Source organism: Streptomyces sp. NBC_01439 (assembly GCF_036227605.1).
GTDB lineage: Bacteria > Actinomycetota > Actinomycetes > Streptomycetales > Streptomycetaceae > Streptomyces.
The window spans coordinates 2,646,777-2,663,002 of record NZ_CP109487.1; the positions used below are offsets into that span (position 1 = coordinate 2,646,777).

A 16,226-nucleotide genomic window follows, 5' to 3' on the forward strand; every position below is an offset into this window, starting at 1 on the left:
CCGCGGGGATCCTTCGGGCCCTCAGCCCTGGCTCTTCGAGGGGTCCTTGAGGCCGACGGTCCCGTAGTCGATGGTGCCGGTCCACACCGGGTGGCCGAAGGCGCCCGCGATGTTGGTGCCGACGAGAAGGGGCTTGCGCTCCAGGAGGAGCGGGACGTTCGGGGACTTGGCCATCAGGGCGGCGTCGAGGTCGATCCAGGCCCGGTTGGCCTCCTTGGCGTCGGCCATGGCGTTGATCTCGTCGATCCGCTTCGTGGTGGCCTCGTCGCGGAACTGGCTGTAGTTGCCCTGGTTTCCCTTCTCCTTGATGGTGCGTCCGTCGAAGACGAACGGGATCCAGGTGGAGCCGGAGGGGTAGTCGGGGCACCAGCCGGTGAGGGTCATGTCGGGGGTGGTGGAGAGGTCGCCGATGACGTCGTAGTAGGCGCCCGGGTCGACGGTGTCGATGACGACCTCGATGCCGGCGCGGGACAGGCCCTGCTGGATGGCTTCGGCCTTGCCCTTGTCGCCGGTGGAGACGGAGAGGGAGACCTTCAGGGACTCCTTGCCGGCGGCCTTGAGGAGTTCCTTGGCCTTGGTCGGGTCGCCGGCCGGGGCGATCTTCAGGACGTCGGCCTGCTTGCCTCCGGAGAGGGCCGGCGGGAGGTAGGCGGTGGCGATCTCGTTGAGGGCCGGGCCGCCGCCCGCGGTGATGACGGCCTCCTTGTCGACGGCGTACTGCATGGCCTCGCGGACCTTCGGGTCGTTGAAGGGGGCGCGGGAGTTGTTCAGGTGCAGCATTTCCGTACAGCCCTGGGACTCGGCGAGCAGCCGGGCCTTGATCTCCGGCTTGGGCAGCACCTTGGGGGCGCTCTCGGGGCGCATGTCGGCGTACTGGACGGTGGAGGCGTCGGCGCCCTCGCCGGCGATGATCCGGTCGTCGATCTGGCCGCCCTTGAGGCCCATGACCACCACGAAACGGTCCGGGTAGGCCTTGCGGACGGTGTCGGTCCCCGGGTCCCAGTGCTCGTTGCGGACCAGGACCAGCTTCTTGTCGCGGTCGTACGACTCGATCTTGTACGGGCCGGAGGAGAAGGGGCGGGCGTCGTACTGGGTGCCCTTCTCCTGGGCCGGGGGCACGGGCGCGAAGGTCGGCAGGGTGGCGGTCGCGGAGAACTCGGCCACCGGGCGCTTCAGTTCGAAGACGATCGTGCGGTCGTCGGGGGTCTTGACGGAGTCCAGGTGCTGCCCCTGGAGCGGGCCCTTGTAGCCCTCGGTCCCGGCCAGGTACTGGGCGGCGTAGTCGGGGCCGCCGGTGAGGTCGGGGCTGAAGGACCGCTCGACGTTGTACTTGACGTCCTGGGCCTTGACCGGCGTGCCGTCCTCGTACTTGACGCCCTCCTTCAGGGTGAAGGTCCAGGTGCGGCCGCCGTTGGAGGGGGTGCCGAGGTCGGTGGCGAGGTCGGGGACCAGCTCGCTGCCGGCCTTGCCGGGTTCGGCCTTGAAGGTGACGAGCGTGCGGTAGAGCAGCCGGGTGCCGAAGTCCATGGTCGGCATGGTCCAGTTGCGGGCGGGGTCGAGGTGCGCGAAGTCCTGGTTGGACAGGACGGTGAGGGTGCCGCCCTTGACCGGGGTCCCGCCGAGGACCTTGCCGTCGTTGGCGGCGGCGGGGTTGACGCCGCCCGCACCGGACGGGCCCTTCTTGGTGTCGGAGCAGCCCGAGGCGCCGAGTGCGAGAGCCGCCACCAGGGCGGTGGCGAGGGCGAGTTGGGTGCGCTTGGTCATGGTCACTCCAGTGAAGGGCCGCGCTCTAGGATGTGACCGGTAACATAGTAATGTGAAATTGCACTGACAAGGGGTTGGTGCCGCCGTTATCCAGCCGTGTCCAAAGCGGCCGGTCGCGGCGCGTCGGCACGACAGCCGACCCGGCGGGCGGGAACATGCCGGGTGTGATCACGCAGGCCAAGGCCACGCAGCGGAGCAGGAGTTCACGACGGCAACCGGGACCGTCGGAACCGGGGCGGCGGGACTTCCTCACCGCGGTGGGGGCCGTGGCGGCGACCTTCGCGCTCGGGGTCCCCGCGCGGGCCACCGCCGATGCCCGGGACGCAGCCACCGCCGCCGAGTACGTCGACGTCCAGCTCCTCGACATCACCGACCTGCACGGCTACCTGCAGGGCGCACCCGGCAGCAACTCCGTCATCGTCGGCAACGGCGGCCGCAGCTACACCGTCGGCGGCGTCGCGTACATGGCCGCCCACCTCGAACGACTCCGCGAAGGACACCCCAACTCCCTGTTCTTCACCCCCGGAGACGCCTTCTCCGGCTGGGAGTTCGACGCCGCGGCCTTCGCCGACGAGCCGACCATCGAGGCCCTCAACCGCATGGGGCTCGACTTCGCGACGGCCGGCAACCACGAGTTCGACAAGTCCCCCGCCATGCTCCGGCGCCACATGGAGCAGGGCGTCCCGTTCCCGGTCGAGGGTCGCGACACCTCCTTCACCGACTCCTCCGGCCTGCGCTTCCACGGCGCCGACTTCCGCTACTACAGCGCCAACCTCGTCCGGGTCCAGGACGGGACGACGGTCCTGCCCGCCTACCACGTCGAGCGGGTCCCCACCGCCGACGGCCGGGAACTGCCCCTCGGGTTCATCCACCTCACCGCCGTGGGCAGCGAACGCTTCCCGGGCTCCTACCAGCCGGGCCTCGCCACCCTCGACGCGGTCGCCACCGCCGACCACTACGCGGCCCTGCTCAAGAGCCAGGGCGTGAACGCGATCGTGCTCAGCCTGCACGACGGGGCGGTGGCGGGAGCCGACTTCAACAGCGGCGTCGACCCCTCGGGCCCGGCCCTCGACCTCGCGCTGCGGGTCTCGCCGGACATCGACGCGATCGTCACCGGCCACTGGCACACCCGGTTCAACATGATGGTCCCCGACCCGAACGGCGTCCCCCGCCCGTTCGTCGAGGCCGGCTGCTACGGCCAGGTCATCAACGAGATCAACCTGCGGCTCGACCCGCTCACCGGCCGGGTGGTCCGGGAACTGACGGTGTCCACCAACCATCCCAACACGCGCGACATCGCCCCTCATCCGGAGCTGCAAGGGGTCGTCACCTACTGGGCCGGACAGGCCGCCGCGCGCGACCGGACCCGGATCGGGCAGCAGAGCGGCTCCTTCCTGCGCACCCGGAACTCGGCGGGCGAGAGCACCATGGGCAACCTGGCCGCCGACTGGGCGCTGTGGGCGGGCAGCAGGCCCACCGACCCCGAGAACGACGCCAACGTCCACCCCAACGTCCCGGCCGAGCTCGCCGTGATCGCCGCGGCGCCCCGCGTCGGCCAGGCGGTCATCGCCGGGGACCTCGTCCTCGACGCGGCGTCGGGCGGCACCGTCACCTTCGGCAACGCCTGGCGGGCCATCGGGTTCGGCGATCCGATCGTCAGCGCGTGGGTGACCGGACAGCGGATCCACGACGCGCTGGAGGAGCAGTGGACGACGGCGGAGGGCGGCGAACTGCGCTTCGCTCCCCTCGCCGTCTCGCGGAACGTGCGCTACAGCTTCGACGCGCGGGGGGCGGTCGGGGACCGGGTGGATCCCGCGGAGGTCTTCATCGACGGCCTCCCGCTGGACCTCGGCCGCAGCTACCGGCTCGCGGCCCCCTCGTACACGCTCCTAGCGAGCGACGGCTATCCGGCCCTCTCCGAGTTCCAGGAGCCCTACCGGCACCAACGGGACTTCGAGAGCTTCGTGGCGTACGTACGGGAGGCGGGGGTGTTGGCCCCGCAGCCCAGGGGGCGGGTCACGGCGGCGAACGCGGGCGCCGCGGCGGCCGACGTGGGCGCCGTGGTGGACCCGCCGGTGCTGCTCCTGCCCGACGGCACCCCGGTACCGCGCCCGGAGGCGGCGATCATCGCGGCGGACCGGCCGCTTCCGGCCCGCGGCGGCGGCCGCCCGCCCTGCTGATCCGGCGCCGAGCGCCGGGAGGCTACTGGAGACCGGAGCCGAGGCCTCCGGGGACGCGACCGACCGGTTCGTCGCGGCCCTGGGCCCACAGGGAGCGGACGTGGCCGAGGTGGCGGAGCATGCACTCCATCGCCGCCTCGGCGTCGCCGCTCAGCATCAGGTCGAGCAGCTCGATGTGTTCCTCCGCCGAGGAGACCAACTTGCCGGCCTCGTCCAGGCCGGTCAGTCCGTAGAGCCGGGACCGCTTGCGCAGGTCGCCGACCGTCTCCACCAGCCGGTCGTTGCCCGCGAGGGCCAGCAGGGAGAGGTGGAAGCGGCGGTCGGCCTCCAGGTAGCCGATGAGGTTGTGCTCGCGCGCGCTGGTGACGATCTCCTCGGCGACGGGACGCAGCGCCTCCAACTGCTCGGCCGTGGCGATCTTCGTGATCCGGCCGATGGTCGGCACCTCGATCATCGTGCGCAGCTCGGTGAACTGGTCCAGGTCGCGCTCACTGACCTCGGTGATCCGGAAGCCCTTGTTGCGGACCGGCTCGACCAGCCCTTCCCGGGCCAGGTCGAGCATGGCCTCGCGGACGGGGGTGGCCGAGACGCCGAGTTCGGCCGCGAGGCCCGGTGCGGAGTAGACGCTCCCGGGGCGCAGCTCACCCGCTATCAGCGCGGCCCGCAGGGCGTGCCCGACCTGGTCGCGGAGGCGTTCCTGGGCCTTGATGAGACTGTGCTGCTTCAGGTCACCCATTGCATTTCCTCCGAGACCCCCGTACACCGCCGACGAGGAGAGGACCAGCGTACAATGTCACGTTGCGCTGCTCACACTCCGGCGGCCTCGTACAGCGCGACCGCCACAGCGAGATCTTCCCAGGCCATGCCCACGCTCTTGAAGAGTTGTGGACAACTCCGCGGCCCGCCCACCGGCATCCGGCCGCCCACCAGATCGGCGAGGGTGCCGGTGATGTGACCGGGCCCGATGGCCCCCTCGGCCTCCGGGACCAGCAGGTCCCCCGCCTCGCGCAGCGCCGCCGCCCGGGACTCCACGTACACCGCCGCCCGTCGCACGAGGGCGGTGTCCGTCTCCCGGGCCGTCGGCTCGTGCGAGCCGACGGCGACGACGGTGGCCTCCGGCCCGACGAGGCGCCCGTCGAAGAGCGGTTCCCGGGCCGTGGTGCAGCAGATCACCAGGTCGGCGTCGGCCACCGCCTTCGGGGTGCCGGTCCGGGCGGCCGGGCCCAGGGTGCGGGCGTACGCGGCGAGCCGCTCCGCGCCCCCCGGGTCTCGGGCGACCACCACCACCTCGGCCAACTCCCGCACGGCCAGCACCGCTTCCAGATGCCCGTGCGCCTGCGGCCCCGACCCGAAGAGCACCAGGCGCAGCGGCCGCCCGGCGGGCGCCAGGTGGCGCAGCGCGAGGGCGGAGACCGCCGGGGTGCGCAGGGTGGTCAGCGCCGCGCCGTCCATCAGGGCCAGCGGGCGCAGGGTGGGCCCGTCCAGGAGGAGGTAGGAGCCGGTGATCCTGGGCAGCCCGCGCGTAGGGTTCCCGGGCGCGACCCCGGCGATCTTCACCCCGGCGTACGCGCCGGACGCGGCGGGCATCAGGAGCAGTTCGCCCCCGCCCGGCACGTCGATCGCGGAACGCGGCGGGCAGCTCTCCGGGTCGAGGCCGCCGTGCAGGGCGGCGGCCACGGCGTCGGCGGCCGCCGCCGGACCGAGCAGGGCGGCCATCGGTCCGGCGGCGAGCTGGGGGACGCCCGTCACAGGAGGAATCCGGTGCCGAGGGCGTCGTGCGGGTCGACCACGAAGGCGTGTTCGCCGGTGCGGTGGGCGGTTCCGGTGACCTCGGTGACCCCGCCGTCCAGCATCCGCCCGGTGAACACCGTGCCCGTGACCGACTCGTGCAGCAGGTCCTCGCCCGGGCCGAGCCGCCCGTCCTCGGCGAGCAGCGCCAGCCGCGCCGAGGTGCCGGAGCCGCAGGGCGAGCGGTCGATCTGCCCGTCGGCGAAGACGGTGACGTTGCGCTGGTGGGGCCCGAAGGGGGTGTCGGGCAGCTCCTCGTGGAGGATCACCCCGTAGACCCCGGAGAGCAGCGGGCCGGCCGGGTGCCAGGTGGCGGGGTGGGTGGCCAGCGCCGCCCTGATCTCCTGTCCGGCCCGCACCAGGGCGGGCAGCGCCGCCCGGTTGACGTCCAGGCCGAGGTCGCGCGCGCGGACGGCGGCGTAACAGGCCCCGGCGTGCGCGATGTCCACCTCGGCGAGTCCGAACGAGGTGGCGACGGGCACCTTGCGGGCCCCGACCCGGGCCGGGACGTTGCGGAAGGTGACCCCGGTGGTGCGGCCTCCGCCGCGGTGGACGGTGGCGGTGACCCGCCCGGACGGTACGTCGATGCGCACCGGGGCGTCCCCGTCGTCCGGGGCCGCGACCCGGCCGGTGTCCACGGCCCAGACCCCGAGGGCCATGGTGCCGTGGCCGCAGGCGGTGGAGTAGCCGTCCTTGTGCCAGAACAGCACGCCGAAGTGGGCGCCGTCGTCGTCGGCCGGGACCACGAACCCTCCGTACATCCCGGCGTGCCCGCGCGGCTCCTGCACGAGCAGGCGCCGTACGTCGTCCAGCGCGCCCCGGCGCGGGGCCGTCCCGGAACCGCCCGGGCCGATGACGGTGGCGCAGCGCTCGGCGACGGTGTCCCCGGGGACCGGCGGCATCCCTTCCCGTGCGCAGTCGACGATCCGGAAGGGCTCGCCGGCGGTGTGGTAGTCCACCGTGCGGACGGTGATCACAGGAGGAACCCTCCGGGGAAGGGGTCGGTGGGGTCGAGGAAGTACTGGGCGGTGCCGGTGATCCAGGCCCGGCCGGTGACCGTGGGGACCACGGCCGGGAGGCCGCCGACGGTGGTCTCTCCGACCAGCCGGCCGGTGAACTCGGTTCCGATGAAGGACTCGTTGACGAAGTCCGCGCCGAGCTCCAGCAGGCCGCGGGCGTGCAGCTGGGCCATCCGCGCGCTGGTCCCCGTACCGCAGGGCGAGCGGTCGAACCAGCCGGGGTGGATGGCCATGGCGTGCCGGGAGCGGTGGGCGTCGGAGCCGGGGGCGGCGAGGTAGACGTGCTTGACCCCGGCGATGGAGGGGTTCTCGGGGTGGACGGGCCGGTCGGGGCCGGCGTTGATCGCGTCCATCACCGCGAGGCCGGCGGCGAGCAGGTCGTCCCGCCGGGCCCGGTCGAAGGGCAGCCCGAGGGAATCGAGTTCGACGAAGGCGTAGAAGTTGCCGCCGTAGGCCAGGTCGTAGGTGAGCGCGCCGAAGCCGGGGACCTCGGTCTTGAGGTCGAGGCCGACGCTGAAGGAGGGCACGTTGGTGAGGGTGACGGCGGTCGCCGCACCGTCCTCGACCCGGACGTCCACGCTCACCAGCCCGGCCGGGGTGTCGAGCCGGACGGTGGTGACCGGCTCGACGACCGGCACCATGCCGGTCTCGACGAGGACGGTGGCGACCCCGATGGTGCCGTGCCCGCACATGGGGAGCAGGCCCGACACCTCGATGTAGAGGACCCCGTAGTCGGCGTCCGGGCGGGTCGGGGGCTGCAGGATCGCGCCGCTCATCGCGGAGTGCCCGCGCGGCTCGTACATGAGCAGGGTCCGGACGTGGTCCGTGTGCTCGATGAAGTGGAGTCGCTTCTCGGCCATGGTGGCGCCGGGGATCACCCCGACTCCTCCGGTGATGACCCGGGTCGGCATGCCCTCGGTGTGCGAGTCCACCGCGTGGTAGACGTGGCGCGTACGCATGTGCGGTCCCCCGGTGACTAGTTGAGGCCCTCGGCGAGGGCCTTCTCGGTAGCGGCGCGGACGGCGGCCTCGGTCTCGCCGGTGAGCGGGAAGCGCGGCGGGCGGGTGGCGCCGCCGGGGCGCCCGGCCAGGTCCATGGAGAGCTTGATGGCCTGGACGAACTCGGTCTTGGAGTCCCAGCGCAGCAGCGAGTGCAGGGACTTGTAGAGCGGCAGGGCGGTCTCCAGGTCCCCGGCGACGGCGGCCCGGTAGAGCTGGGCGCAGGAGCGCGGCAGGGCGTTGGGGTAGCCGGCGATCCAGCCGACGGCGCCCGCGAGGGCGAGTTCGAGGAGGACGTCGTCGGCGCCGATCAGCAGGTCGAGGCCGGGGGCGAGCTCGGCGATCTCGTAGCCGCGGCGCACGTCCCCGCTGAACTCCTTGACGGCGACGATGGACCCGTCTGCGTGGAGCCGGGCGAGCAGGTCCGGGGTCAGGTCCACCTTGGTGTCGATGGGGTTGTTGTACGCGACGACGGGCAGCCCGGCGCGGGCGACCTCGGCGTAGTGGGCGCGTACGGCGTCCTCGTCGGCCCGGAAGGCGTTGGGGGGCAGCAGGAGTACGGAGCCGGCGCCGGCCTCGGCGGCCTGATCGGCCCAACGGCGGGCCTCGGCGCTGCCGTAGGCGGCGACGCCGGGCATGACGCGGGCGCCGTCGCCGGCCGCCTCGACGGCGGTGCGCACGACGGCCGCCCGCTCCTCGTCGGTGAGGGTCTGGTACTCCCCCAGGGAGCCGTTGGGGACCACGCCGTCGCAGCCGTTGGCGATCAGCCAGGCCACGTGCTCGGCGTACGCGTCGTGATCGACGGTGAGGTCCTCGCGCATCGGGAGCGCGGTGGCGACCATGATTCCGTGCCAGGGGCGGGTGCGGGGCGCGGGGGTGTGCGCGTGGGTCATGTGAGAGCTCCCTAGTGTGGTGTGTGACATTTTACTAGCGGGTGTGGCGCGGCCACAAGGGCCGCGGCGCCCCGATCAGTGCTCGGCGCAGGGAAGTTCGGCGAGGTGGCGCAACGGAACGGGGCAGGACAGCGGCCGCCGGTCGGGCACGGGTTCCTCCCCGGCCAGGGCCGCGACGGCCGGGCCGCACATCCGGCCCTGGCACCAACCCATGCCGGCCCGGGTGAGGAGCTTGACGCTGCGGGCGTCCCGCGCGCCGAGGTCGCCCACGGCCTCGCGGATCCGCCCGGCCGACACCTCCTCGCAGCGGCAGACGACGGCGTCGTCGCGGAGCCAGCCGGTCCACCCCTCGCCGGGACGGTGGGCTGCGGCCATCGCGTCGGCGAAGGCGCGCAGCCGGGCCCGGCCGCGGGTGAGCCGGGACCCGGGCAGCGCACCCGCGATGGAGTGCGCGGCCAGTTCGCCCTCGGTCAGGGCCAGTTGGGCCCCGCCAATGCCACCGGTCTCACCCGCCGACCAGATGCCCGGGACGGAGGTCCGCTGCTCGGCGTCGAGGACGAGGGCGACGGTGCCGTCCGGGCCGGTGCGGGTTGCGCAGCCGAGGCCGGTGGCGAGTTCCAGCTGGGGCACCAGCCCGTGGCCGACGGCCAGGGCGTCGCAGGGGATCCGGCGGCCGGTACCGGGCAGCGGTCGCCAGTCGCGGTCGAGCCGGGCCACGGTGACGGCCTCGACCCGGTCGGTGCCGTGCGCCTCGGTGACGGCGTGCCGGGTGAGGAGCCGGACGTGGTGGCGGGCCAGCGCCCCGCCGTAGGTGGCGGCCTCGACGAGCTTGCCGGGGTTGCGCAGCAGGGCGGGGACCCGGCCCGCGTACGCGGTGTAGGCGGCGGCCTCCACCACGGCGGGCACGACGGCTCCGGCGGCGGCGAGCGACCCGGCCACGGCCAGCAACAGCGGCCCACTGCCCGCGACGACCACCCGCCGGCCCGGTAGGACCAGCCCTGCCTTGAGCATGGCCTGCGCCCCGCCGGCCCCGACCACTCCCGGCAGGGTCCAGCCGGGGAAGGGCAGTTGCCGCTCGTAGGCGCCGGTGGCGATGAGCACGGCCCGGGCCGTGACGGTCGCGGCCCGCTCCTCGGGGGCGTGACCGGCGACGGCGTGCAGGATCCACTCGGTGGCGGGCGCGGCGTGCCCGCGGCGGTCCCCGGCCGCCCCGCCCGGGACGATCGTCCACACGTGGTGGAGCGGGAGGTAGGTGATCCGGCCGGCCGACTCGTGGGCGCGCAGGGCGGCTTCGCGGGTCGCGAACTGCGCCCAGCCGTGGTGCAGCGCCTCGGGTCGGGCCGCGCCCAGGCCCGGGGCGGGGTGGCGGTAGAACTGCCCGCCCGGGCGGTCGCCCGCGTCGAGGAGGGTCACCCGCAGGCCGAGGCCGGCGGCCGTGACGGCGGCGGCGAGGCCCGCCGGACCGGCCCCGACGACGGCCAGGTCGACCGGACCCGCGCCGGCGGGCGCGGGACCGGCGGCAGATGCCCGCTCCGACACGGCGGCGGACGCGGCGGGGGGATCCGCGCGACCCGCGCGACCGGCGGGCTCAGACGGCGAGGTCGGCACGGCCGGTTCCTTCCTGGGTGGTGACGGAGTCCCCCGGCCGGGCCGGGACCAGGCAGGCGCGCTGGTTCGGGCGGCCGTTGACGGTGACCAGGCAGTCGTAGCAGCTACCGATCCCGCAGAACGCTCCGCGCGGGGCGCCGCCCTCCCGCGTGGTCCGCCAGGCGAGGACGCCCGCGCTCCAGAGCACCGCAGCGATGCTCTGGCCGGGCAGGGCGGGCAGTTCCCGGCCATCGAAGGTGATCTCGTGCGCGGCTGCCGGGCTGCCGCCGACCAGCGCGCGGGGGCTGCGCATCAGTGCTGCTCCTCAGGGGTGTCGGTGGCGGCCGGGTCCACGGCGAAGCGGTCCGGACGGAACGGGTGGGCGGGGAGCGGCGGTTCGGCCCCCGTCAGGGCGGCGGCGATCAGCGCTCCGGTGGCGGGCGCCAGGCCGATGCCCGCGCCCTCGTGGCCGCAGGCGTGCAGCAGCCCGGGGCGCCGCGGGTCCGGGCCGATCGCCGGGAGGTGGTCGGGCAGGTAGGGGCGGAAGCCGTGGTAGGCGCGCATGACCCGGACGTCGGCCAGGACGGGGAAGAGCGCCGCCGCCTGGGCGGCCAAGCGGCGCAGGGCCTCCGTCGAGAGGGTGCGGTCGAAGCCGACCCGCTCCCGGGTGGCGCCGATCAGGACCGGGCCGGACGGGGTGCCCTCGACCACCGCCGAGGACTGCAGGGCGGCGGAGCCGCTGGCGACGTCCGCGATGTAGTCGGCGGCGTAGACCTTGTGCCGGACCACCCTCGGCAGCGGTTCGGTCACCAGGACGAAGCCGCGGCGCGGGAGGACGGGCAGGGTGACCCCGGCCAGCGAGGCGATGTGGCCGCCCCAGGTGCCGGCCGCATTGACCACGGCCGGGGCCAGGAGTTCGCGGCGCCGCGTGCGCACCCCGCGGACGGCGCCCCGGTCCAGCAGGATCTCCGTCACCTCCTCGCCGAGGTACACCTCGGCGGCCGGGGCTCCTGGCGCACCCGGGGCGCGCGCCGCGGCCAGCAGCCGGGCCGCCGCCTGGGCGGGCTGGACCTGAGCGTCCTGCGGGTAGTGGAAACCGCCCGCCAGACCCGGGGCCAGGTGCGGCTCCAGGTCGTGCAGAGTGTCCGCCGCCACTTCGACCGCGTCGACGCCGACCGCGCGCTGGCCCTCCGCGAAGTGCCGCAGGGCCTTCACGGTCCGTTCGTCGGGGGCGACGACGAGCCCACCCTTGGGCTCGTACTCGATGTCCGGCGGGAGGACCGCGGCGAGTTCGGTCCACAGGCGGGTGGACAGCAGGGCGAGGTCGAGTTCGGGTCCCGCCTCCTTGTCGGAGACGAGCAGGTTGCCTTCGCCGGCACCGGTGGTGCCGCCCGCCACGGGGCCCCGGTCGACCACGGCCACGGAGAGTCCGGCGCGGGCCGCGTAGTGGGCGCAGGCCGCCCCGACGACGCCGGCGCCGATGATCACGGCGTCCAGGGAGTGTCTCTTGAGCACGACAGTAATATGTCACATTCTTTAGGGCCTGCCCAGATGCCCGGGCCGGTCCCGCACCCCCCTCGGATGCGGGACCGGTCCGGTGCCGGGCGGGTGCCGATCAGCTGCGGAGGGGGCCCTCGCAGCTGTAACTGGAGGTGCCCGCGACCTTGTTGGTCCAGATCTCCACCGGACCGAAGGAACAGTTCATGTCGGCGAGGTTGTTCGAGGCCGCGCCCGCCCGGTCGAGGATGAAGTAGTCGACCGTCTCCGACATGTCCTTGAAGTTCTGGTCGTCGCTGCGCCAGTTCTTCAGGTTCGCGGTGATCCGGCCGGTGCAGGTGAAACGCCGCTTGCCCGGGTCGCCGTTCTCCACGCAGTCCGGGGTGTTGTACGTGGCCGTGGCGAAGGAGGACTTCACCGAGGCGAGCGCCGCGTCGCGCAGCCGGTCGTTCGGGGTGAAGGAGGTGTTCGGCACGTGGAGCTGGTCGACCTTGGCGATCTGCGCGTCCAGGAAACGGTCGTAGTCGCGCTGGAGGTAGGTGTCCGCGCCCGTCCGGTGGCGCCAGGCGTCGTACGCCGCCACGTCGTCGGCCCGCAGGTGCGCGTACATCTCGCGCAGCAGCGCGGGCTTCTCGGTCCACAGGAACTCGAAGAAGGTGCCCGCGTAGCTGTAGAAGCGGAAGCCGTCGCCGTCGTAAGTGGCGTTCAGCAGCTGCTCGACGCTCATGCGCGGGCCGCCGCCGGCCGTGTCGCTGATGATGCTCTTGACGAGGGACTTGCGGACGGCGATGCCGTTGTCGCGGGTGGCGCCGTCGAAGAACTCGGCCGTGCCCTCGTCCATGGCGGTCGTCCGGTCGCCCTCGTACCAGGGGCCCTGGCCGAAGAAGCGGGGCACCGCGAAGCGGCCGTTGAGGTAATGCGTGTACTCGTGGCGGAAGAGCTCCTCGAGGGTGAGGGAGGAGTCCTGGGGGACGCGGCGCTGGTAGGTGTAGAAGGTGGCGCCGTTCTCGATGTAGATGCCGCCGTTGTTGGTGCCGTAGCCGGTCAGGATCGGGTGGTAGTTCACGTAGTCGGCGCGGGAGGCGTAGAGCACGATGTTGAGCGTGGAGTTGGGGTCGCCCGCGAGCGGCTGGTCGGTGCCGAGCACGCGGTGGTACTGGGCCTTGACCTGCTTGCTCGCGTAGTACAGCTGGTCGACGGTGGCCCGGTCCAGGGCGGTGCGGACCTTGATGGCGCCGTTGTCGTAGGAGTAGGTGTAGGGGAACAGCTGCTTCTCGATGTCCTCCTTGCACACCCCGTACGGTTTGCAGGCCTCGTAGAAGTTGAGCCAGGAGACGACCTTGGCCCACGGCTCGCTGCCGTCGCCGAAGGCGGCGCGGACGGGGCCGAGCATCGCGCCGAGGTCGGCGACGACCCGCTCCCGCAGGCCCTCGACCTGGCCGAAGCGGGCGTACTCGCTCAACGCGTCGCGCACCACCCAGGCGTTGCCCGTGCCCTTGAGGTGCGTGTAGGTGGAGAAGGCCTTGAAGGCGTCGCGGTAGGAGGCGTCGGCGGCCACCGCGGAGTGGAAGGCGGCGTCCTGGTTGCCCGGGTAGACACCCAGGTAGGTGACGGAGAGCGCGGCCAGCGCGGCGCCCGCCCAGCCCGCGTCGAGGTGGGTGGCCGGGTGGGCCGGGTCCATGGTGGCCAGCACCTTCTTGATGAGGCCGAGCTGGTGCTGGCGCAGGCCGGGTGCGCTGCCTGCGTAAAGGGCCTCGCGCAGGGTGCGGGCATTGCTGGGGGTCGCGTCGAAGGTGCGGGCGGCGGCGCCGAAGTCGGCGATGGCACGGCGCATGGCGTCGACGGTGGGAGCGTCGGTGACGTCGATCTCGGAGCGCGAGTAGTCGTGGTAGGCGACCGCGTGCAGGTACGTGAACATCTCCTCCAGATGGGAGGAGTTGCGCCCGTCATGGGCGGCGGCCAAGCCGGATATCCGGCGGGAGACGGCCTGGACGTGCGCGTCCGACATGACCGGGGCCAGGCGGGCGTCCCAGGTCCAGATGAGCCCGCGCAGACAGCCGTCGGCGAGGACGGCCTGGTCGCCGAGGAAGTCGGCGAACTGCTCGGGGGTCAGGCCGGTGATCCCGTCGAGGGTGCAGGGGACGCCCGCGGCGACGCTCTTCGCGGTGGGGGCCGCCTGGACCGCCTTGCCGCGCTTCTGCAGGTCGTCGACGGGCGCGGCGGCGGGTGTGGCCGCACCGGGGACCTGCCCGGTGATGTCCTGCCCGCCGGGGGCCGGGGCCGGCGCGGGGGTGTTGTCCTTCTGGTCGGCCAGGCGGTCGACCTCGTCGAACGGGTTCCCCGTGGGGCCGGGGGCTGTGGCGGGGGCGGCCTGTGCGCCGGTGAAGGTGGCCGGGGCCGCGAACTCTGCGGCCTGCGTGGTGGCCTGCCCCGCGGTGGCGAGGAGGGTCACGGCCACGGCGGAGGCGAGGAGGGAAGAGCGCACAGCTCTGTGCTTGAGCACCGAGGACTCCTGAAGGGAGAGGCGAGGTGGGGGGTGGTGCGTGAACTGCCCTGCGTCACACGGCGTTTGACGGGGATTAACGTGCCGCGGTGTGAGCTGTAACATAGTAATGTGAAATTGCACTGACAAGACCTGTGCGCCCACCAGTTCGCATCTTTCTTGAGGGAGTCCTCGTGACCGACGCGTCCACCCGCCTCAACACGGGCAGTCACGACCGCCCGGTGTCCCCGGAGTTGTCCCGGTTCATGGCGGGCCACTGGGCCGCGACCCCGCTGCCCTACTCCGCGCGCGTCCCCGGCCATGCCGTCACCCCGGCCCGCCGGGCGCGGCTCTCGGCCCGCTTCCCGGGCGAGCGGCTGATCGTCCCGGCCGGGGAGCTGAAGGTCCGCTCCAACGACTGCGACCACCGCTTCCGCCCGCACAGCGCGTACGCCTGGCTGACCGGCCTCACCGGCGAGGACCAGGCGGGCCACGTCCTGGTCATGGAGCCGTCGGGCCCGCACGCCCACGAGGCCGTGTTGCACCTGCGGCCGCGCTCGCCGCGGGCGGACGGGGACGGGGAGTTCTACCGGGACCGTCGGTACGGGGAGTTCTGGGTGGGCCGCCGGCCGGACCTCGCGGAGGCCGAACGCCTCACCGGCATCCGCTGCGCCCACCTGGACGAACTCGGCTCACCGGCCGGCCGCAACGCGGCCACCGACGCCGAACTCGCCTCCGCCCTCTCGGAGCTGCGCCTGGTGAAGGACGCGTGGGAGGTCGAGCAGCTCCAGCTGGCCGTCGACCACACGACGGCGGGCTTCGAAGACGTCGTACGGGCCCTGCCGCGCGCGCTGGCGCACCCGCGCGGCGAGCGCTGGATCGAGGGGGTCTTCGGCCTGCGCGCCCGGGCCGAGGGCAACGGCACCGGGTACGAGACGATCGCGGCGTCCGGCGCCCACGCCTGCACCCTGCACTGGATCCGCAACGACGGCCGGCTGAACGGGACGGAACTGCTCCTCCTGGACGCGGGCGTGGAGACGGACACCCTCTACACGGCGGACATCACCCGCACCCTCCCCCTGTCGGGCCGCTTCTCCCCCGTCCAGCGCCAGGTCTACGAACTGGTCCTGGCCGCCCAGGAGGCGGGCATCGCGGCGCTGCGCCCGGGGGCGAGCTTCGGGGACTTCCACCGGGCCGGGATGCGGGTGATCGCGGAGGGGCTGGCGGAGTGGGGCGTCCTGAAGGACGCGGAGGGCGACCTGCACCGGCGGTACACGCTGTGCAGCAGCGGCCACATGCTGGGGCTGGACGTCCACGACTGCGCGAAGGCGAGGGCGGAAACCTACCTGGACGGCGTCCTGGAGGAGGGCCAGGTCCTGACGGTGGAGCCGGGCCTCTACCTCCAGCCCGACGACGAAACCCTCCCGGCCGAGCTGCGGGGCATCGGCGTCCGCATCGAGGACGACCTGGTCATCACGGCGAACGGCGCCCGCCTGATGTCGGGCGCGCTGCCGCGCACGGTGGCCGGCATCGAGGACTGGATGGGCCACCTGCTGGAACGGTGACCGACGGGTCACTCCGCGAGGCCGGTGCGGGTCGCTCCGCGGGGCGGGTCCGGGTCGGCCTGCGGGCCGGGATCCGGGCCCGGTGTGGGCCGGTCCGCGGGGCCGGGGAGGGATGTCTCCTCGGCTCGCGCCAGGCGGGCACGTCTCGGCTGTGCGCGGTGGTTGCGCGCTCGTCCTGCGGGGACACCCCTCCCCGTCCCCGCTCCCCACGCGTCGGGCCGGCTCCGGGAACGAGGCCGGCGGTCCGTGGGTCCGGGTGACACTGTCGGAGCCCTGCCGTGGGGCGGGGACACGCCGGAGTGTCCCCGCAGGACGAGCGCGCACCACCGAGCACCACCGCGACATGCCGCACCGCGCGAGCCGAGGAGACACTCCGGCGGGGCACCGCCCCACACCACCCAGCCCCGCCGGCGCTTGAGGCGCAGGAGACGGGGCCAAGCCCCAACACCCCCG

At 73.5% G+C, this 16,226-nt stretch carries 12 protein-coding genes; 2 read left to right on the forward strand and 10 right to left on the reverse strand.

Features of this window, described 5'->3' with window-relative positions:
* Window positions 1-21: 21 nt before the first annotated feature.
* The gene (locus tag OG207_RS11610; protein ID WP_329098340.1) at window positions 22-1,764 is read right to left on the reverse strand and encodes an ABC transporter substrate-binding protein; all 1,743 of its coding nucleotides are present in this window, start codon (window positions 1,762-1,764) and stop codon (window positions 22-24) included.
* 257 nt (window positions 1,765-2,021) lie between these two features.
* On the opposite strand from OG207_RS11610, the gene OG207_RS11615 reads away from it, so the two are divergent.
* Window positions 2,022-3,944, forward strand: coding sequence for a bifunctional metallophosphatase/5'-nucleotidase (locus OG207_RS11615; RefSeq protein ID WP_402694680.1), 1,923 nt, complete (start codon window positions 2,022-2,024; stop codon window positions 3,942-3,944).
* A 22-nt stretch (window positions 3,945-3,966) separates the two neighbouring features.
* Here the strand turns inward: OG207_RS11615 and OG207_RS11620 are convergent, their stop codons facing one another.
* The 9 genes from OG207_RS11620 to OG207_RS11660 form a co-directional block, all read right to left on the reverse strand.
* Window positions 3,967-4,680 (reverse strand): GntR family transcriptional regulator, encoded by a 714-nt coding sequence (locus OG207_RS11620; RefSeq protein WP_329098342.1) that lies wholly within the window; start codon window positions 4,678-4,680, stop codon window positions 3,967-3,969.
* Window positions 4,681-4,751: 71 nt separating this feature from the next.
* Window positions 4,752-5,660 (reverse strand): ornithine cyclodeaminase family protein, encoded by a 909-nt coding sequence (locus tag OG207_RS11625; protein WP_329107566.1) that lies wholly within the window; start codon window positions 5,658-5,660, stop codon window positions 4,752-4,754.
* Window positions 5,661-5,689: 29 nt separating this feature from the next.
* On the reverse strand, window positions 5,690-6,709 hold the full coding sequence (locus OG207_RS11630; RefSeq protein ID WP_329098343.1) for a proline racemase family protein: 1,020 nt from the start codon (window positions 6,707-6,709) through the stop codon (window positions 5,690-5,692).
* Window positions 6,706-7,710, reverse strand: a complete 1,005-nt coding sequence (locus tag OG207_RS11635) for a proline racemase family protein (protein WP_329098345.1) — start codon at window positions 7,708-7,710, stop codon at window positions 6,706-6,708. Before OG207_RS11635 ends, OG207_RS11630 begins: the two co-directional genes overlap by 4 nt.
* A gap of 17 nt (window positions 7,711-7,727) precedes the next feature.
* Window positions 7,728-8,642 carry a dihydrodipicolinate synthase family protein gene (locus OG207_RS11640; protein ID WP_329098347.1) on the reverse strand — a complete coding sequence of 305 codons (915 nt, stop codon included), beginning with the start codon at window positions 8,640-8,642 and terminating at the stop codon, window positions 7,728-7,730.
* A 75-nt stretch (window positions 8,643-8,717) separates the two neighbouring features.
* Window positions 8,718-10,181, reverse strand: a complete 1,464-nt coding sequence (locus tag OG207_RS11645; RefSeq protein ID WP_329107568.1) for an FAD/NAD(P)-dependent oxidoreductase — start codon at window positions 10,179-10,181, stop codon at window positions 8,718-8,720.
* 49 nt (window positions 10,182-10,230) lie between these two features.
* Complete coding sequence (locus OG207_RS11650; protein ID WP_329098348.1) at window positions 10,231-10,542, reverse strand: (2Fe-2S)-binding protein; 312 nt, start codon at window positions 10,540-10,542, stop codon at window positions 10,231-10,233.
* On the reverse strand, window positions 10,542-11,744 hold the full coding sequence (locus tag OG207_RS11655; protein WP_329098349.1) for an NAD(P)/FAD-dependent oxidoreductase: 1,203 nt from the start codon (window positions 11,742-11,744) through the stop codon (window positions 10,542-10,544). Before OG207_RS11655 ends, OG207_RS11650 begins: the two co-directional genes overlap by 1 nt.
* 100 nt (window positions 11,745-11,844) lie before the next feature.
* Window positions 11,845-14,229: a collagenase gene (locus OG207_RS11660; RefSeq protein WP_329098351.1), complete on the reverse strand. Its 2,385-nt coding sequence runs from the start codon at window positions 14,227-14,229 to the stop codon at window positions 11,845-11,847.
* Between the two features lie 173 nt (window positions 14,230-14,402).
* On the opposite strand from OG207_RS11660, the gene OG207_RS11665 reads away from it, so the two are divergent.
* Window positions 14,403-15,773, forward strand: a complete 1,371-nt coding sequence (locus tag OG207_RS11665; protein ID WP_329098352.1) for an aminopeptidase P family protein — start codon at window positions 14,403-14,405, stop codon at window positions 15,771-15,773.
* The last annotated feature ends 453 nt before the right edge of the window (window positions 15,774-16,226 follow it).